Raw genomic sequence first — 19,743 nt, forward strand, 5'->3', positions numbered from 1 at the left:
AAAAAATGAAATTGAAGTTATTATTAGTAACATTAATTACGGTACTAATCTCATCCGTTACTTTTGCAGAAAAGAAAATTTTCACTGAGGATGAATTCTTAACTATTTTTAATGGCAAGCCCAAAGCTAGAGTATTAAAGTATCTTGGTGAGCCTGAAAAAAAAGAAATTGGAGTTCAACCAAAAGGTGCATCTAAAACAATTGGTCGCCCAACAGATAATAAAGACAATAAGAAGAAAGATAAGGTAGATATGTGGTACTACTCTAATATCGTCAAATCAGGCAAAGATACAACTTGGAAAAGAATTGAATTTACCTTTATTAATGATCGATGCATGAATATCGCGTTTTCAAATTAAAAATATTTACCGCTTCAAAAAGCTCTGTATTTGCAGAGCTTTTTTTTTATGTTAGATTAATCTATGTAACTTAATCAACAAAAAGGTCTATATTATGGATGGTGATATTAAGTCTGCAATTCAAAAGCATCACGGTGGTTGTCCTCATGATTGTCCTGATACTTGCTCAATGGTATTTCATGTTCAAGATAAAAAATTAATAAAAGTTCAAGGAAACCCAGATCATCCAATGACTAGAGGCGGTTTATGCGTCAAGTTAAATGATTATGAAAAAAGACACTACCATCCCGATCGACTTCTTTACCCAATGAAAAGGGTAGGCCCCAAGGGTGAAAAGAAATTTGAAAGAATTACTTGGGATGAGGCCTTTGATACCATAGTTAATAAATGGCAAGAAATTATTGCCGAACATGGTCCACAAGCCATCATGCCAAATAGTTATTTGGGAAACCAAGGTTTAGTCCATGGACTTAATGGAGGCGATGCTTTTTTTGCAAGACTTGGTGCAACCGTTACTGAACGAACTTTTTGTGGCGAGGGTTCATGTACGGCTTGGCTCTTAACTATAGGACCAACAGCTGGTGTAGACCCAGAAAGCTTTATTCACTCGAAATTTATTATTGTTTGGGCTTGTAACTCAGTCAGCACCAATCTTCATCACTGGCACATTATTAAAGAAGCTCAAAAAAAGGGTGCTAAAGTAGTGGTCATTGATGCTTACGCATCCAGAACTGCTAAAGAGGCAGATTGGCACGTGTGTCCAAAACCTGGCACGGATGGCGCCTTAGCTATGGCAATGATGAATGTTATTATAGAAGAGGGTCTAGTTGATCAGGATTATGTAGATAATTATACTGTTGGCTATCCAGAGCTATCTGAAAGAGCAAAAGAACGCACGCCAGAATGGGCTGAAAAAATCACGGGTATTGCAGCTAATGATATTCGCCAGCTAGCCCGTGAGTATGCAACCACACAACCATCAGCCATCAGGATTGGTGTTGCTTTAGAAAAAAGCTGGGGTGGGAGTCAAGCTATTAGGGCTGTTACAGCATTACCTGCACTAACTGGAGCGTGGCGACATGTTGGTGGAGGAATTCTTCAATTTCCGGTATGGGAGCACCCATATAAATTTGATGTCATTTGCCGTCCAGATTTAATCCCTGAAGGTACTCAGGTAGTTAACAATCTTCAGCTCGGTCGAGTTTTAACCGGCGAACAAAAATTAAAAGTGCCCATTAAATCAATGATGTGCTGGAACACTAACCCGGTTACCCAAGCTACAGAATCAGAAAAAATCTTAGAGGGTCTTAAACGTGAAGACCTATTCTTAATTTCAGCGGAACATTTTATTTCTGATACAGCGGCCTTTGCTGACGTTCTTCTGCCTGCGTCAATGGGCGCTGAACAAGAAGATATCATCTTGTCATGGGGTCACTTGTATTTGACTTACAATGAAAAATGTATTGAGTCGCCTGGAGAATGCTTACCTAATAACGAGATATTTAGGCAATTAGCGAAACGTTTAGGTTTTGAAGAAGATAACTTTAAATGGAATGACACAGAGTGTCTTGAAAACTATATTGATTGGGATTCTCCTGCTTGTGAAGGTATTGACCTCAATTATCTAAAAAAACACGGTTATGCGCGTTTAAATGTGGGCACCAAAGATAATAGGGCGCCTCACAAAGAGGGTAATTTCCCAACCCCATCAGGAAAGTGTGAATTCAGGGTTGTTGGCGCAAAAAACTTTGTTGCAGGACCATTTAGACAAATGTACGAAGGCTTTCAGCCAGGAGAGGATATTCCTGAACTTCCCGATTACGTGGCTTCCAAAGAAACTCATGAGGCCAATCCTGAATTAGCAAAAAAATATCCACTAAATATATTGGCTCCAAAAAGTCATGGATTTATTAATTCAAGTTATGCCAATATAGAAAATAAACTTAAAGGGCAGGGTGAACAATTTGTTTTAATTAACCCAGCGGATGCCGCAAATCGAAATATTTCAAATGGTGAAAAGGTCAAGGTCTTTAATGATCGAGGCTCATTCGAAGCTCTAGCAAATATAACTAATGATGTTAATGACGGGATTGTCGTTACAACTTTAGGGTATTGGAGGCAAATGAATAATGGCGTAGTAAATTCCGTCAGTTCGAATGCGTTTGGTGACATGGGTAACTCACCAACGTCGCATGATTGTTTAGTTGAAGTTGCCAGACTGTAAATATATTAAATTAGAGCTCTAAAAGCTCTTTTATAATTACTTGACTTGCATTATCAATGTTTTCAGGGAGATAGCCGCCTTCCAACATATACATGATCCCTTTTGCATTACTGTTTTTGTATATTGTGTTAATTAATCGAGCAACCTGTTTATACCCATTGGATGTATAAGATAATTTACCAAGTAAATCATTTTCATGTGCATCAAATCCAGCTGAGATTAGTATAAATTCAGGTTTAAAGTCTTTCATTTTTGGAACCAACTGTTCTGAAAATCCTTTAATAAATAGGTCATCACCAGACCCTTCGGCAAGATCAATGTTTAATGTAAAACCTTCACCATCCGCAATTCCAGTCTCATTAGGTCTTCCACTTCCTGGATAAAAAGGATGTTGATGGATACTGAAGTAGAACACTGATGGATCATCATAAAAAATATCTTGTGTTCCGTTACCATGGTGGACATCAAAATCAATTATTAATACTCTCGATAAAGAGTATTTATGTTGAAGGTATTTAGCAGCTATTGCAGCATGGTTGTATATACAAAACCCCATACCTTTATCTTTGGTGGCATGGTGTCCCGGTGGTCTATTGAAAGAAAATGCAGCTTTAACATTACCATTCATAATCTCGTCAATACCAACCAATGATGAACCAACTGACATTTGTGCCACATCAAGACTTATTGGAGAGATAACCGTATCCCCAGTACTAAGAAAAGTAGGGGTCTGACTATCAAGCGCCCTAATTTCATTTTCAACAAGCTGGATATATTTCTCAGAATGAGCTAATGCTATTTCTGGATTACTAGCTTTACGAACTTTTGGCCAAACAAGATCATATTTAAAGTCAGGATTGTTTCTTAACGAATCAATGACGTCATGCAACCTCTCAGGTCTATCTGGATGTCCTGAGCCAGTGTTGTGTTCTAAAAAGATATCATCATATAAAATTGCGACTGGAGTTTTTGCTATCAATGAACTATTAATAAATAGAAGAGATGTGATACTGAAGATATAAACAACAACTTTCTTATAATCAAACATATCATTGGTTTCGTATAATGTATATTATGTTAAATAGACTATATATCATTTAAAAGATCATTGGCCCCTATGCGATTAGCAACATCAGTTGCCTTTGCCAAATAAGCGTCTTTGTTATCTTTTGATAGTTTATGAAGCTGGATATATGTCTTTGCTAGATAATATTCTCCACCAGCATCTATACATAATTTTTCGAGCTCTTCTAATGTATTCATAGCTAGATCATATGCATCATCAAGCACTTCATACTCAGCCTTCAGTAAGGTTAATTCTGCATACTCACCCAAATATCCAGTTTTCTTATAAAGCACTGATCCTTTCAATGAATATTCACGCGCTCTATCATAGTATTTCTGATGTGCTGCGCTGCGTGCCAATTTATCATAGGACTCTGCACGTTCTTCATCATTGGATGATGCTTTTAATGATTTGGCATAGGACTCATATGCATCTTCATGCTTTTCTAATGTTTCTTGTATGTTTCCCATCTGAATAAGAAATCTACGCTCAAACTGAACGAACTTTGAATTTCCAAGCTTTGCAGTTTCATACCCAGTATTAAATACATTAAATGATTGATTTAGATCGTTTTTTTCCTTATAAGCTAATCCTTTAAACATTATCGCGAGCAGTTGATCAGCTGGATGTTGTGCTAATTTTTCAGATTTTTCAAACTGTTTAATTCCGTCATCTAGTTTATTTTCATTTACTAGAACTTTACCTAGACAAAATTCACCATCGAAAGCATTATCTTTACTTAATTTAATTGCTTCATCAGTTGCAGCTTTGAAATTATTACCTTGAATTGCTTTTTCACAATTATTTTCTAAGTTATAAGCATAAACATTGTTTATAAACAATAATTTAAAAAATAATATTAATGTAAATTGTTTAATCATTAAGTAACTCCATTAGTTGTTTTTCGTTAATTATCTTTACTCCCAGCTCAACAGCTTTGTCTGCTTTTGATCCTGGATTATCACCAATAATCACATAGCTAGTTTTTTTTGACACACTGCCACTTACTTTTCCACCATTATTCTCAATTAATTCCTTTATTTGGTCTCTTGAAAAGCTTTCAAGAGTTCCTGTTACGACAAAGGTTTGTTGGTTAAGTTTTTGCTCATTGCATTCATTTTGCGCCTGATCGTCCCACTTAACCCCAAACTGCACAATATTATTAATGATTCTCTTGTTAACATCCTCTTGGAAAAATTGATGTAATGATTGAGCTACTACAGGCCCTATATCATTAATTTCAAGAAAATCGTCGATGGAAGCTTTCATTATATTATCTAAACTTCCTAATTTCTTAACGATATCTTTAGATGTGGCCTCTCCCACATTTCTAATCCCTAGCGCATAAATAAACTTTGCCAATGTCGTTTTCTTACTAAACTCAATTGCTTCTCTCAAATTCTCTGCGGACTTCTCTCCAAATCCTTCCATTTTTTGTATTTGCTCATAATCGAGATTATAAATATCAGATATATTTTTTATCATTCCTTGTTCAAAAAAGTGATCTATAATTTTTGTACCCAAGCCATCGATATTCATTGCTTTTCTAGATACATAATGAGATATAGCCTGTTTTGCTTGCGCTTCGCATTTTAGTTGCCCTGTACACCTTTGTGCTGCCTCACCATCCAATCTTATAACCTGAGAGTTACAAATTGGACAATATTGTGGCATTTCAAAAACTTTAGCATTAGATGGGCGTTTTTCCTTGATAACCCTAACGACCTCCGGGACAACATCCCCTGCTCTTCTCACTATAACGCTATCACCAATTCTGATATCTTTTCTGAGCATCTCATCCTCATTATGAAGGGTTGCATTTGTGACTGTAACGCCTGATACAAAAACAGGTTGTAATCTTGCTACCGGAGTAATAACGCCTGTTCTACCAACCTGAACATTTATGTCGTTTACAACTGTTTCAGCTTCTTCAGCAGGAAATTTGTACGCAATCGCCCATCGTGGAGCTTTAGAAACATTGCCTAGATTTTCCTGATTCGTAATTGAGTTAACTTTGTAGACAATTCCATCAATATCAAATGGCAGATTATTTCTTTTCTTTAAAATGTCTTCATAAAAATATTGCATTTGATCTATTCCAATTACTCTTTGTGAGTATGAAGATATAGGAATACCAGCATTCTTTAGGTAATTTAAGATATCCGTATGGTTTTTGAATTCAAGTTCCTGATCAATTTGACCAAGACTATATGCATAAAATTTTAATTTTCTTTTTGCAGTGATTTTTGGATCAAGCTGTCTAAGACTTCCAGCCGCTGCATTACGAGGATTTGCAAAAGTTTTTTGGCTTGAGCTTATTTGATAATCATTTAATTCCTTGAAATCATTTTTATCCATTAACACCTCCCCTCTTACTTCAAGGGTCTGTGGATGATTCTCTCCATGCAGTTTAAGAGGGATCGTTTTGATCGTTTTTATATTATGAGTCACATCCTCGCCAACATTTCCATCACCTCTCGTTGCTGCATACTTCATTACTCCATTCTCGTAAAGAATAGTTACCGCAAGTCCATCAAACTTTAATTCAGCATTAAATTCAACATCGTTTGTGTCGAGGGTGTCGTTAATTCTTTTATTAAAGGCTTCTAGCTCATCAATACCAAATGCGTTTCCCAAAGAGAGCATCGGCTTATTGTGCTGGATTTGATTGAACTCGCTAATCGGCGATCCACCAACTCTCTGTGTCGGAGAGTCTGAAGTAATCAATTCAGGATGAGAATCTTCAATATCTTTTAATTCTCTTAATAATTGATCATATTCATGATCAGATATTTGAGGTTCGTCGAGAACATAATAATTATGATCATGTTCCTGAATAACTGATTTTAGATAATTTATTTGTTTTTTAATAGCTTCAGTCATAGCTGATTTAGGCAAAGTATTTTTGTGCTTGGTCACTTCCAGGAATTAGATTATGTTTTCCCATTTCTTTCACAATTTGATTCATATGATTTTTAATTGCAGCCACGTAAACAGAATCAATTTCTTTATTTCGCCCATCAACCATAACCGCATTTAATTTAATACAAAATTCATTCATTAAATTAACCATTTCTTCAAAAGCATCTATGCTATTGGTTGTTGTGGGAATATCTAAACTCACGATAATACCTTGTATAAAAGAATCACTTTCTATTTTTAGGGGCTGTCTATTTAAACCCATAACCTTGAACATTTTTTGACCGTCTATTTTTGGATCAAAATACCAATGAAAATCCTTAAAGAGTCTTATATTGGCTTTATTAAAAAAGTCCTGGAAAGCACCAAAATGAAACGAGCTGTCTGTTTTAGGTTGAATTTTAACTAGAAAGTTTTTATTAATGAAGTTTTTAAATGTCTTCAACTCCTCAGCTCTTTCAATAATATCTTCATTTGATAGCCATATCTGATTGACATCTAATTGTTCTTTTATTTTTTCAATTAAGTTTAAAAAACTTTGTTTAACCTGTTCAGTAATTTCTAATTTTCTAGAAATTAGAGGCAATGATAATAAAATTTGATCAAAGGTAAAGCTTTCATCAATTGCTTCGCCTGTTGCCCAAAGATCATTATCTTTTCTGAGATAGAAACTTAATCTAAGGTCATGCAGATAAGAGGTTAAATTAAGATTTAATAACACGCTAGCCTCACTTGTTTTATTCAAGGTTAGACTGACCACAGACTCAAAGTCCATGTTAATTTCATCAGGTAAGTTCTTCTTTAAAAACTCTTTTGAAACGGTTTGGCTTGATGGATCATGAACAATATAATCCTCCAGCTCTGGAGAATTATTAAGACTGCTATTAAATAACGGGTCTTTTTGTCGATGCATCGACTCTGTTTTCTTTTGCTTAGCTCGAGTTTTTTTTAGTTGAAGCCAGTTAAAAATTATCATGAATAAGATAATTGTTAATCCAAGAATTAACAGAGCAATCTGGATATCATTCATGAATTCACCTGAGAGGTTTTATTTTGAGAGGAATTTTTTGCGATGTTTAAATCTACCTCAACAATTTTTGAAACACCTGATTCTTGCATCGTGACTCCGATGAGTTGCTCAGCAAGCTCCATAGTAATCTTGTTGTGAGAAACATATAAAAACTGAGTATTAGAAGACATCTCTTTAACTAAGTCACAAAATCTTTCTGTATTTGAATCATCGAGAGGAGCGTCAACCTCATCTAGTAAACAGAATGGAGCTGGGTTTAATCTAAACAAGGCAAAGACAAGGGCTATGGCCGTTAAAGCTTTTTCACCACCAGATAGAAGATGAATCGTAGTATTCTTTTTACCTGGTGGTTGAGCAACAATTTGTAAACCAGTGTCAAGTATTTCATTACCAAGAAGCTCAAGAGCTGCCTTACCTCCGCCGAAGAGCTTTCTAAAATAATCATTTAAATTTTGATTAACACTATTGTATGTTTCTTTGAGCTTTTCCCGAGTTTCACGATCAATTTTTCCAATCGCAGTCTCAAGCGTTGCACTTGCTTCAGTTAAGTCTTCAACTTGAGTCGTTATGTATTTTACTCTTTCTCGTTCACTATCTAGTTCAGAAACTGCAGCCATGTTTATAGGGCCTATACGTTCAATTTTTTGATTTAATTTTTCAATTTTTTCAGAAATCGATGATGCATTTTCACCATTAATGTTATTTAAAATCTCTTCGTCATTAATATTAAACCTAGAGAACTCTTTTGCCGCATAATCAAAATCAATCTTGGTTTGTTGCTCTTTTAATTTCTCTGCTTGAAAAGAGTCATTAATGGGAGTGATTTCTTGAATTAAGGCAAGTCTGGATTGCTCTTTATTTCTAAGATCAGATTCTTTAATAGCTAATTGATCACGTTTATCTTTTAACTGAGCCTCGGCAACCTGTTTTTCTTTAAGAAAATTCTCTAGGTTTTGATTAAGTTCTTTATGTTTTTGTGCAAACATTTCTAGATTGAACTCACTTGAGGTTCTCATTAATGAATTTTGTTCATTGGTTAAGATGTCTTTTCTTTCAGATAAATCATTAATTTTCGTCTGAGCTAAATTAATCTTGTATTCGATTTCACGTTTTTCCTTCTCAGCATCATCAAAGATCTTTTTAGCTTCAATGAAGACCTGTTCTTTAAGATCCCTATCTGACACTAAATCTTTTAGCATATTTGCAACATCAGAAATTACCTGTTCAAGATCTTGAGTGTTGCCATATTTAGTTTGTCGATCTGTTGATATTAATTCTTTTTCTTTATTTAATGTCACTAACTCATGAGAGATGGTCTGAATTCTCTCAGTAGCAGTTGTTTTTTGATATCTTTGTCTTGAGAATTGAATTTCTAGAGCTTTGGTCTCTTTTTCAGCAGTATCACGATGTTCAATCAAATCATTCAACCGATCCCTATATTCATCTAATTTTTCTTTTTTGGAGGAAATCTCAGTAAGAATTAATTGGTTTTTTTCATTAAGCTTATTGAGCGTTACGCTAAGTTCATCAATTTTTGCTTTTGTTGCAAAAGCATCCACCGATAAATCATTATTTCCATGGATATATTGATAAAGCCTTCCGTAAATATTCCCTTTTATATCCACCAATGTCTGTCCTGGTTTGAGCTTTTGGCGATAAGTCTCTAAATTATTTAAATTTTCAATAATAAAGACATTGTGAGTCATTTCTCTTATAACCGACTGATGTTCAATGTCGGATTGAATTAGCTGGCTTAAGGGTGTTAGGTTTTCAAAAACTGGACTATCTATTGTTGATTCATTTGTGGATGTCATCAATGTGATAGCAAATGTCGAATCACTTATATTCAAGTTAGATGAAAAGTATGCATTTGACTTAATTCCCATTACTGAATCTAGTGCTTTCGCATATTTTTCATCAATTTTCACCTTGCTGATTAAATTTTTATCTGACTGGATATCATTTGCTTTAAGCCACTCATTAATTTGCTCTTGATTCACCTGAGCATTAATTAAAGAATTTAAAGACTTAATTTCAGCCTCAACCTGGCTTAATTCGGTTTGAATATCTTGTCTTTCATCGTATAAAGTATCTAGCTCCTCAGAATGATTATCGATTAATTCTTTTTGCAAATGTATTTCTTGATTTAAACTATCAATTCGAGAATTAAGATCAGTAATTTGATTATCACCAGAGCTTGTTGCTTCATCAAGTAATGTCTTTTGGTTGTTCAATTCTAATTGAAGCTGCTCTAATCTTTTATCAAAGTCTTGAATCTTTCCATCCATAAAGGAAATCGTATTTTGATCTAATCTTAATTGCTCTCTATTACTTTGAAGTTTTTCTTCAATGGACCTATATTCAATATTGATTTGAGAAAATTCTAATTCAGCTTTTTTAAAAGCACTCTCTTTTTCTGAATAAGAGTTTTGATAGTCATTTATATGTCGTTCATTTTCATTTAGGTCATTTTGTAATTGGATAAATAGGTCATTTAATCTCTCTAACTCGCCAGATATTTCCTTGATGCGATTGTCACTTTGCTCAACCTGATTTCTAGCTCTCTCCTCTTCGCTACGATTCGATTCAATCTTGCTTTCGACAGAGCTAACTTTAGAACTAATTTCATAAAAATTAGCTTGAACAGGATTCAAGGCTTCATTTTGAGATCTAAGCTCTTCACGTGAGACATCAACTTCAAGTTCAGCTTTTGTCAGTTCGGATTTTTTTTGCTCTAATTTGATTTGAGATTGCTTTAATTTGTCTTGCGATTCTCGCCATAATAGTGCGGCTGATTCTTTTTTAAGAAAAGCCAATTGAGCTTCCAATTGCTTTAATTGATCTTTAAATAAATTATATTTTTTTGCTGCCTCTGCTTGGGCTTCTAGTTTAGTGATTGCTGAGTTAATTTCTTTTTCAAGATCCTTCACGCGCTGAAGGTTGTCTCTTGTGTCACGAAGTCGGTATTCCGTTTCTTTTCTTCTTTCTTTGTACTTGCTTATTCCAGCGGCTTCTTCAAGGAAGTTTTTTAACTCTTCTGGTTTTGCCTCAACAAGTTGTGAAACAGTATTCTGTCCAATAATGGCATACCCTCTTGTCCCTAAACCAGTTCCGTAAAATAGATCAGCGACATCTTTTCTTCGAACATTAATTCCATTGATAGAGTAAGTTGAGCCTTTATCTTTTTCAATTGTTCTTCTTACAGCGATTTCAGAATATTTAGCCCATTCGTTTGCCGCTTTATTTTCATTATTATCAAATAATAATTCCACACTGGCTCTAGAAATAGCAGGTCGTGTATCCGTCCCATTAAAAATTACGGATTCCATAGACTCACCTCTCATCTCTTTGGCTGAGGATGAACCGAGAACCCATTTGACTGATTCCATGATATTCGACTTGCCACAACCATTAGGTCCGACGATGCCAACTAATTGGCCAGGAAGTGATATGGTGGTTGGATCTATAAAGGTTTTAAAACCAGCTAACTTAATTTCTCTTAACTTCAAATACTTCTCACTATGTTTTAATAGTTACAAAAAAATTATTGTATAATTGCAAAAATTTTTTTAAAGGTTATACATCACGATGAAACTTACAAAACTAGGAAGTAAGCCAACTGCACAACCGACTAAAGAGTTAGAAACGTTTAACAATCCGAATCCGAAAGGTGATTTTCATATCCATATGGAAATACCTGAATTTACTTGTTTGTGCCCAAAAACCGGGCAACCAGACTTCGCAACTCTCTATTTAGATTATATCCCTGATAAGCATTGTGTGGAACTGAAAAGTCTAAAATTATATATGTGGTCATTTAGAGATGAGGGTTGCTTTCATGAGGCCGTCACCAACCAAATTTTGAATGACTTAGTTAAAGCAACAAAACCTCGTTATATGAAATTAACAGCTAAGTTTTATGTTCGTGGAGGAATATTTACTAACGTCGTGGTAGAACATAGAAAAAAAGGTTGGAAACCGCAACCTAGAGTTGATTTAGATCAATTTCCAAGTCAAAATAGCGTTGTTTAAATAACTGGGGGTATAGCTCAGCTGGGAGAGCACTTGCATGGCATGCAAGGGGTCAGCGGTTCGATCCCGCTTACCTCCACCAACTTAAATATTTATCTAGGTGATTGAATCACTTTTTTTCAGTCTCTTTGGTTTCATTGATATTTGAATCAACAGGAAGCATTTTATTACCATCCCACCTTTGACCACACCAGCACACACCCTCTTCATTGATTATACAAGTACCACTTCCACAACACCTCTTATCCTCCATTTATCACTCCTTACTAATTAAATGTAATTTCTAAGAACCTAATAGATCGTAAAAGTGCATTTTAAAAGTTAGGTTTTTTAATAAAAATGACACATACTGTAACTAATGTATGTAAAGACAGAGAAAATACTACGGTCAAAAAATGAAATTAATAATTCTTAATTATTGGCTTATGCTAAATGAATAATGATATCAATAATGTCGATGTAATCATCATTGGAGCAGGAATTGCCGGTATTTCTTCAGCATATTACTTACAAAAAAATTTTCCTGACCTCAAGTACATAATCATTGAATCAAGAAGTGATCTTGGAGGCACTTGGGATCAGATGACTTTTCCTGGGGTGCGCTCCGACTCCGATATGTACACATATGGATACACATTCAACCCCTGGAAAGGTTCAATAATTGGAACAGGAAAAGATATCAAGCTGTATCAGAATGCTACTGCAGAAAAATTCAATATAAGAAAAAATATTTTATTTAATACTTCTGTTGAATCACTTGCATGGAAAAATAATCAGTGGACAACTAAAACAAATAAAAAAAACTTCCAAAGCCAATACGTTATTTGCTGTACTGGTTCCCGTGATTATAGTCAGCCAAATTTTCCTAAATTTAAAGGAGAAAGCAAATTCAAAGGGAAAATTGTTCATACTCAGTCATGGGGAAATACAAAATTTAAGGGAAAAAATGTAGCTATCGTTGGAAGTGGTTGCACAGCAGTCACAATGACACCCGCAATAGTCAAGGAAGCAAAATCAGTCACTTTGATTCAACGAAGTCCTGCTTGGATTGTAAATGTAAATGGCAATGAAAAATCGAATAGGCTTTATAAAACTTTTGAAACATTGGTTGATTATGCCTTGAGTAGAATGTTTAAGAAAAGTTATAAAAAGAAAGTTTTATCGAAGTACTCTAATTATTACAACGATACCAATATCCCATCATATGGTTATTGGAACCAGCGACCCGCCTGTAGTTTAGATAATGATTATTTTGACGCTTTCAAATCAGACAAAGTCTCTGTAGAACATACAGGAATCAATAATTGGGAAAAGAATGGTATTAAGTTACAGAATGGTAAAACTATTGGATGTGATCTTGCAATAATGGCGACAGGGCTTAATGCTCAATTGTTGGGTGGAATTGATATCTTTGTAAATGAGAAAAAAATTAATCTCAATAAAACAAGCTGGTATAGAGGTATGATGTTTAGTAGCATCCCTAACCTCTTTGCACATACAGGTTACATTAACTTTAGCTGGACTGCTAGATGTGAGTTAGTGAGTGAAAGGATATGCAAGACAATGAAATTCATGAAAAAAAATAAATTTACTTACTGTGAACCAAAATATATAGGTGAAAAATCTAAACCAGCGATAGAAGCAAATTATGTCCTCAGGTCGATGGATAAATTCCCTAATAGAACATATAAATTCGATAACAGAAATTATTTAATAGAGTACATGAACTTTAAATGGGCGAAGATAAACGACGGGGTGCTAACTTTCCACTAAATTAAGGATATAAACACATGAAACTTGAATCATTAGCTCTACATCATGGGTATGAGCCAGAACAAACTACCAAAGCAGCAAATACTCCTATATATCAAACATCGGGGTTCACTATTGATGATACGCAACATGGTGCCGACCTCTTTGATTTGAAAGTTGAAGGAAATATTTATTCAAGAATCGGTAATCCAACAAATGCTGTTCTGGAACAAAGAGTAGCTGCAATGGAAGGTGGTATTGCTGGGTTATCCTTAGCTTCAGGAATGTCAGCGATTACTTACGCTGTGCAATGCATTGCAGGCCCAGGAGACAATATTATTAGCACCAATCAATTGTATGGTGGAACATACAATTGCTTCACCCACAGCTTTCCAAAACAAGGAATTACGGTAAAGATGGTGGATGGAGCAGATTTTAATGCCCTTGAGGAAGCCATCGATGAAAATACTAAGGCCTTGTATTGTGAATCTATAGGCAACCCATCTGGAATAATCATTGATATACAAAAATTTGCTGAGATTGCTAATAAATACGGCATTCCTCTTATTGTAGATAATACTGTAGCAACTCCCTACATATGCAGACCTATTGATTTTGGTGCCTCAATAGTTGTTCACTCTTTAACTAAATATATTGATGGTCATGGCTCTACAATTGGCGGCATGATTGTAGATTCAGGGAAATTTGATTGGACGAAGGAACCAAAAAAATTTCCCATGCTGAATGACCCTGACCCCTCTTATCATGGTGTTGTTTATACTAAAGAATTCAAAGAGGCTGCATTCATCGCCTGTTGCCGAGTTGTTCCTTTAAGAGAAACAGGGGCATGTTTGTCGCCACACAGTGCTTTCTTAATAATGCTTGGGCTTGAATCTTTAGGTGTCAGAATGGAGCGACATTGTGAAAATGCGCTTACACTGGCTAAATACTTAGAAAATCATGATCGTGTGGAGTGGGTTAACTATGCCGCCCTTCCAAATGATAAATATAACAATGTATGTCAAAAAATAACTGGGGGAAAAGCGTCAGGTATTATTAGTTTTGGTATCAAAGGTGGGATGAAGGCAGCAACAAAATTTATTGATGCTCTTCAAATGATTCTAAGAGTGTTAAGCATGGGCGATGCTAAATCTCTCGCATGTCACCCCGCCTCCACACTTCATCGTCAGTTAAGTCCGGAACAACTGGCATTAGCAGGCGTTAGTGAGGATATGATAAGGATATCGGTTGGTATTGAACACATCGATGACATAATTGCTGATGTGGAGCAGGCTATTCAAGCGTCAAAAATATAAGCTAGTTAGTTATCGACAATTTATACACTTTCCTTCGGTCTTGTCCCAATTTTTAACTGTATCAAGACCGACCACATCTTTAAAATTAGCATTATTTATCTCAGCTGCATTTAAATCGGCACCGGTCAAATCAGCACCGGTCAAATCAGCTTGAATTAATTCAGCCCTATTTAAATTGGTATTTTTTAAATTTGCTCCTTTTAAATTAGCAAATTTAAAGCTCGCTATATTTAAATTAGTATTTTCAAAATTAGTATTTTCAAAATTTCCACCAGTTGAATCAAACTTCATCTGACCCATCGGTTGATTGCCAACATCTAAACCTAAATCAGCATCTGATACATCGGCACCTGACATATCAACTTTTCCAAGCGTCCCTATCAATCTAACACCTTTTAAAATAGCATTACGAAAACTTGTATTACCAAAAATAGGTTGAAATATAGTTGCCATCGAAAGATTAGCTCCATTAAAATTTGCTTCCTCTAATCGAGCTAAATTGAGATACGCTCTTTGTAAATTTGCACCAGATAAGTTTGCTCCCCTTAAGTCGGCTCCAAAGAAGCTAATATTGACCATTTTACAATGTGTTAAGTCTTTCTGACTCAAATTGAGGTAGCCAAGATCAAGATTGGATAAGTCACATTCGGGGTCATTATTCAATATATCGTCGACCTCTTCTTGAGTTATTTTTTTTCGATCATCATTAAATGTTGTTGAAAAAAATACCTCAGCTTTCTGAATCACCTCTTGAGGATTTTCAAGGAATATCTCAAGACCAGACTGATTACCGAAGCAGTAAGTTTTGCCTCCAACCACCTCGCTAACTGAACAATCTGTAGCCTGGAAATTACCTTCAGAGAGACTTGTTGCGCAGAAGTTATTAAATTCTTCACCGTAAACTGAAAGATTAAATGTGATGAGTATCGTGATAAAAATTTTTTTCATAATGATAAATTAACATTATTTGAACATTTTTTCTAAATATAAATAAAAAGGGGCATTAAGCCCCTTTTAATTAAATTAAAGTAACGATTACTTTTTTTCTTTTTCACCTTCTTTATCATCAGCGGCAGCTACAACAAAACCTCTTTCAGCTTTTTCTTTGTCGTCACCTTCTTTTTTATCATCACCAGCTACAACAAAACCTCTTTCAGCTTTTTCTTTGTCGTCACCTTTTGTGTCAGTTTCATCTGCAGCAAAAACAAAAGTTGTAATTGATAATAATATAAGACCTAATAATTTTTTAAACATAAAAAATCCTTTCAGTTATTTTTTATAAAAAAAAAGCTTAAGCTGCAGAAACAACTTAAGCACTAATTATAACCATAACATATAGATTATTTACTTTGAACCCTGTATTTCTAAATCCTGCTTTTTTTATTGAAAATGCAGGATTTAATGAATTGTGTATAATGGCATGTGTAGAATATGGCAATCGAAGTATACTCCAAGCAAAATATTCAAATAAAAAATCCAGATTCCGATTATGGTTATCAGATATCTGAACTGATAAAAAACTCTCCGCCCTTAGATCTAAATTCAACTTATCTTTATTTTATACAATCCCATTACTTTAATAAAACATGTGCTATCGCTGTAAATGAGATTGATAGAGTTATTGGCTTTGTGTCTGGATTTCAAGACCCCAGAAAAAAAGATACCTTATTTATTTGGCAAGTGGCGATATCAAAAGACGCCCGAGGAAATGGCTTAGCCTCAAAGCTAATCTATTTTATTTTACAAGAACTTCCGCATATGCAATTTATTGAAACCACAATAACAAAGGACAACACATCATCCATATCGCTGTTTAACAAAATTAGTCAGGAGTTAAATACCAATATTATTGAAGAACCATTCCTCGATAAAACAAAGCATTTTTTAAACCAACATGATTCGGAAAATCTTTTTCGAATTGGACCGTTCAAAATATTAAAGGAAAATCCATGAAAATATTTGAAGAAATAGAATCAGAAGTTCAGTGTTATGCTCGCTCATTTCCCCGAGTTTTTAATAAAGCTCAAGGTGAGTACTTATATGATACCGAGGGAAATCAATACTTAGATTTTCTCGCTGGCGCAGGAACATTAAATTACGGGCACAATAATCCTGTATTTAAAAAAGAGTTATTAAAGTATATTGAAGCAGATGGAATTACTCATGGTTTAGATTTACATACCAAAGCAAAAGGAAATTTTTTAAATACATTTAATGACATGATTCTTAAACCAAGAAACATGGATTATATCGTTCAATTTACCGGTCCAACAGGTGCAAATGCAGTTGAAACTGCAATGAAACTAGCACGGAAAATTAAACAAAGAGAAACCATTATCAGTTTTACCAATGGTTACCATGGGGTTACCCTTGGCGCATTGGCCACAACAGGTAATCAACACCATCGAGGTGGTGCTGGTATGTTATTAACAGGAGTTGATACTCTCCCCTACGATGGATACATGGGAGATGATATGGATACAACAGCATACTTAGATAAGGTATTGACTGATAGTAGTAGTGGAGTTGATCATCCGGCTGCAATTATTCTTGAGACCGTTCAAGGTGAAGGCGGCATCACTGCTGCGAGTTATGCATGGTTACAGAATATTGAAAAAATATGTAAAAAACATGACATCTTATTAATAGTGGATGATATCCAGGCAGGTTGTGGACGAACTGGTACTTTTTTTAGTTTTGATGAAGTTGGAATACAGCCAGACATTATTACCATGTCCAAGTCTCTAAGTGGGTACGGTCTCCCTTTTGCAATGGTGTTATTTAAGCCTGAGCATGATATCTGGAAACCCGGAGAACACAATGGCACATTTAGAGGGAATAACCTTGCTTTTGTAACTGCTGAAGCGGCTATCAAACATTACTGGTCAGATGATTTATTCTCGAAAGAAGTAAAACGAAAAGGTAAATACATGTATGACCGCATCAATAAAATAATTGATCAATATGGTGAAGGAAATTTTTCATCACGTGGTCGAGGAATGTTTCAGGGAATTAATTGTGTCAGTGGAGATTTGGCGAGCAAAATCACCAAGCTAGCTTTTAAAAATGGATTGATGATTGAAACCAGCGGTGCGGATGATCATGTCATAAAATTCTTATGCCCATTAACAATCTCGGATCAAAATTTAAAAAAAGGTATGGATATTCTTGAGGATGCCATTGAAACGGTATGTGCCAAGGTTAAAAACTTTGATGAAGAAGTCGATTTCTTTCACGAAGATTATGAGGTTGAAGAAGAATGATTGTAAGACATATAAACGAAAGCTTGAAGGATAGGAAAATTGAGGATCCCAATGGAAACTGGAATAGTGTTCGTATGTTGTTAAAAGATGATGGCATGGGGTTCTCTTTTCATATCACCACCATTTATGCGAATAGCTCCATGAAAATGCATTATATAAACCATCTCGAGTCGGTCTATTGTATTTCAGGTTCTGGCACAATTAAGGATATCAAAACCAATCAAGAGCATAAAATTGAACCAGGAGTAATTTACGCTCTTGATCAACATGATGAACATGTGCTTACTTCACATGACGAAATGCAACTAGCATGTGTTTTTAATCCACCAATCACAGGTACTGAAGTTCATAACAGACTAGGTGCGTATGAATTAGAATAAAACTTAATATGGAAATAGTATTCCTCGGACTTTTATTTTTCATTGCTTTAATTGGAATCTCTTCTAGTAGATTTAATAAGCCCACGGTAAAAAATTACTACCTTGCAGATAAGTCGCTCAGCCCATGGTTGTCAGGTTTATCTGCAATGGCAACAAATAACAGTGGCTACATGTTTATTGGTCTTATTGGATTTACCTATCTCAATGGCCTTTCCAGCATATGGCTAATGATTGGTTGGATATTAGGGGATTACCTAATTACAAAAAAATTATTTCCAAAAATAATCACTAAAAGTTTTACTTCGAAAAATGTAACTTACGCATCCATCATTGGGGACTTGGCAAAAAATAAACTGATTACCAAATTAATAGCCATTATTAGTTTTGTTTTTTTACTGATTTACGCCTCCGCACAATTTGCCGCTTCTGGAAAAACCTTAATGGTGGTTATGAATTGGGAATTCTATTATGGTGTCATTACTGGTGGTTTAATTGTTCTCGTTTATTCTATAACAAGCGGAATTAGGGCTTCGATTTGGACTGATGCGGCTCAATCAATAATCATGTTCGTTTCTATGGGTGCATTGGTTATATTTTCCATCATCGAGCTTGGTGGAGTCAATCAAGCCTTATTTCAATTATCTGGGATTGATGGCTTTATGAGTCCATTTCAATCTGACCAAACAGATTCTATTGTATTTAATATATTCTCATCTCTTAGCTGGGTAGTAGCTGGAATGTTTGTGGTTGGGCAGCCCCATATTATGATCAGATTTTTTGCAGTGAAGAATAATAGCGACCTCGTCCAATCAAGAGCCTTTTATTATTCAAGCTATATATTGTTTTATGGATTAGCTTTTGCAGTCGGAATGTTATCAAGGCTGGTTTTAGATCAAAATATTGGATTTGACCCAGAGCTAGCTTTGCCGATGATGGCACAAATATTATTTAATCCATTCATGGTGGGTTTAATCATTTCTGGAATATTTGCGGCCACAATGTCGACCGCTGATTCATTAATCATTAATTGTTCAGGAAATATCTCACAAGACATAATTGAATTAACGAAGTTTTCAAAGATGAAAATTACAAGCATCACACTCATCGTTGCCCTAACTGCAATAATAATTGCTCTAATTAATAGCGGAAGTGTATTTTCGATTGTGGTATTTTCATGGACGATATTAGGTTTTTTGCTAACCCCATTATTAATAATGATATCTCTCAATAAATCAATTAGCACAAAAGACTTTGTCATTTCCGCATTGCTATCAACCACGGTCTTTTATGTTGTTAATCAATACGCTCCTTTTGATGGCGTCTATTTGGGAATATTTCCATTTTTTGTGAGCTTAATTTACCTATATCTTGTCAAAAAGAAATAAATTACCCATTTTAATTT

Annotated in this window: 17 protein-coding genes and 1 tRNA gene; 10 read left to right on the forward strand and 8 right to left on the reverse strand. The window is 34.9% G+C overall.

The features are described 5' to 3' along the window. Positions 1–5 precede the first annotated feature (5 nt). Positions 6–359 (forward strand): hypothetical protein, encoded by a 354-nt coding sequence (locus tag QFA95_RS03535; RefSeq protein WP_486462163.1) that lies wholly within the window; start codon positions 6–8, stop codon positions 357–359. 94 nt (positions 360–453) lie between these two features. Beyond that, on the forward strand, positions 454–2,583 hold the full coding sequence (locus QFA95_RS03540) for a molybdopterin-containing oxidoreductase family protein (RefSeq protein ID WP_486462164.1): 2,130 nt from the start codon (positions 454–456) through the stop codon (positions 2,581–2,583). A gap of 10 nt (positions 2,584–2,593) precedes the next feature. Here the strand turns inward: QFA95_RS03540 and QFA95_RS03545 are convergent, their stop codons facing one another. Genes QFA95_RS03545 through smc form a run of 5 tightly spaced genes read right to left on the reverse strand, consistent with a single transcriptional unit; the run spans position 2,594 to position 11,107 of the window. Next, a complete protein-coding gene (locus tag QFA95_RS03545) occupies positions 2,594–3,631 on the reverse strand; it encodes a histone deacetylase family protein (protein WP_486462165.1) in 1,038 nt (345 codons plus the stop codon). 38 nt (positions 3,632–3,669) lie between these two features. Next, positions 3,670–4,530, reverse strand: coding sequence for a hypothetical protein (locus QFA95_RS03550; RefSeq protein ID WP_486462166.1), 861 nt, complete (start codon positions 4,528–4,530; stop codon positions 3,670–3,672). Next, positions 4,523–6,547, reverse strand: coding sequence for an NAD-dependent DNA ligase LigA (gene ligA, locus QFA95_RS03555; protein ID WP_486462167.1), 2,025 nt, complete (start codon positions 6,545–6,547; stop codon positions 4,523–4,525). Before ligA ends, QFA95_RS03550 begins: the two co-directional genes overlap by 8 nt. After that, on the reverse strand, positions 6,540–7,598 hold the full coding sequence (locus tag QFA95_RS03560; protein WP_486462168.1) for a cell division protein ZipA C-terminal FtsZ-binding domain-containing protein: 1,059 nt from the start codon (positions 7,596–7,598) through the stop codon (positions 6,540–6,542). Before QFA95_RS03560 ends, ligA begins: the two co-directional genes overlap by 8 nt. Continuing rightward, positions 7,595–11,107 carry a chromosome segregation protein SMC gene (gene smc / locus QFA95_RS03565; RefSeq protein ID WP_486462169.1) on the reverse strand — a complete coding sequence of 1,171 codons (3,513 nt, stop codon included), beginning with the start codon at positions 11,105–11,107 and terminating at the stop codon, positions 7,595–7,597. Before smc ends, QFA95_RS03560 begins: the two co-directional genes overlap by 4 nt. A 79-nt stretch (positions 11,108–11,186) precedes the next feature. Between smc and queF the strand changes: the two genes are divergently transcribed. Next, the gene (gene queF / locus QFA95_RS03570) at positions 11,187–11,630 is read left to right on the forward strand and encodes a preQ(1) synthase (RefSeq protein WP_486462170.1); all 444 of its coding nucleotides are present in this window, start codon (positions 11,187–11,189) and stop codon (positions 11,628–11,630) included. 6 nt (positions 11,631–11,636) lie between these two features. Further along, positions 11,637–11,712: transfer RNA gene (locus tag QFA95_RS03575), tRNA-Ala, on the forward strand. A 27-nt stretch (positions 11,713–11,739) separates the two neighbouring features. On the opposite strand, the gene QFA95_RS03580 is transcribed toward QFA95_RS03575, so the two are convergent. Next, positions 11,740–11,883 carry a hypothetical protein gene (locus QFA95_RS03580; protein WP_486462171.1) on the reverse strand — a complete coding sequence of 48 codons (144 nt, stop codon included), beginning with the start codon at positions 11,881–11,883 and terminating at the stop codon, positions 11,740–11,742. Positions 11,884–12,062: 179 nt separating this feature from the next. Between QFA95_RS03580 and QFA95_RS03585 the strand changes: the two genes are divergently transcribed. Continuing rightward, positions 12,063–13,403, forward strand: coding sequence for a flavin-containing monooxygenase (locus QFA95_RS03585; protein WP_486462172.1), 1,341 nt, complete (start codon positions 12,063–12,065; stop codon positions 13,401–13,403). Positions 13,404–13,420: 17 nt separating this feature from the next. Further along, a complete protein-coding gene (locus tag QFA95_RS03590) occupies positions 13,421–14,698 on the forward strand; it encodes an O-acetylhomoserine aminocarboxypropyltransferase/cysteine synthase family protein (RefSeq protein ID WP_486462173.1) in 1,278 nt (425 codons plus the stop codon). 9 nt (positions 14,699–14,707) lie between these two features. Here the strand turns inward: QFA95_RS03590 and QFA95_RS03595 are convergent, their stop codons facing one another. After that, positions 14,708–15,646 (reverse strand): pentapeptide repeat-containing protein, encoded by a 939-nt coding sequence (locus QFA95_RS03595; protein WP_486462174.1) that lies wholly within the window; start codon positions 15,644–15,646, stop codon positions 14,708–14,710. Positions 15,647–15,733: 87 nt separating this feature from the next. Continuing rightward, positions 15,734–15,952, reverse strand: a complete 219-nt coding sequence (locus QFA95_RS03600; RefSeq protein WP_486462175.1) for a hypothetical protein — start codon at positions 15,950–15,952, stop codon at positions 15,734–15,736. Between the two features lie 177 nt (positions 15,953–16,129). On the opposite strand from QFA95_RS03600, the gene ectA reads away from it, so the two are divergent. Genes ectA through QFA95_RS03620 form a run of 4 tightly spaced genes read left to right on the forward strand, consistent with a single transcriptional unit; the run spans position 16,130 to position 19,726 of the window. Further along, positions 16,130–16,651, forward strand: a complete 522-nt coding sequence (ectA, locus tag QFA95_RS03605) for a diaminobutyrate acetyltransferase (protein WP_486462176.1) — start codon at positions 16,130–16,132, stop codon at positions 16,649–16,651. After that, complete coding sequence (gene ectB / locus QFA95_RS03610) at positions 16,648–17,961, forward strand: diaminobutyrate--2-oxoglutarate transaminase (protein WP_486462177.1); 1,314 nt, start codon at positions 16,648–16,650, stop codon at positions 17,959–17,961. The genes ectA and ectB overlap by 4 nt, the downstream gene beginning before the upstream one ends. Further along, positions 17,958–18,341: an ectoine synthase gene (locus QFA95_RS03615; RefSeq protein WP_486462178.1), complete on the forward strand. Its 384-nt coding sequence runs from the start codon at positions 17,958–17,960 to the stop codon at positions 18,339–18,341. The genes ectB and QFA95_RS03615 overlap by 4 nt, the downstream gene beginning before the upstream one ends. An 8-nt stretch (positions 18,342–18,349) precedes the next feature. Next, a complete protein-coding gene (locus QFA95_RS03620) occupies positions 18,350–19,726 on the forward strand; it encodes a sodium/proline symporter (RefSeq protein WP_486462179.1) in 1,377 nt (458 codons plus the stop codon). Positions 19,727–19,743: the final 17 nt, after the last annotated feature.

This window comes from Candidatus Methylolitoribacter marinus, assembly GCF_051853155.1.
Taxonomy (GTDB): Bacteria; Pseudomonadota; Gammaproteobacteria; order Burkholderiales; family Methylophilaceae; genus BACL14.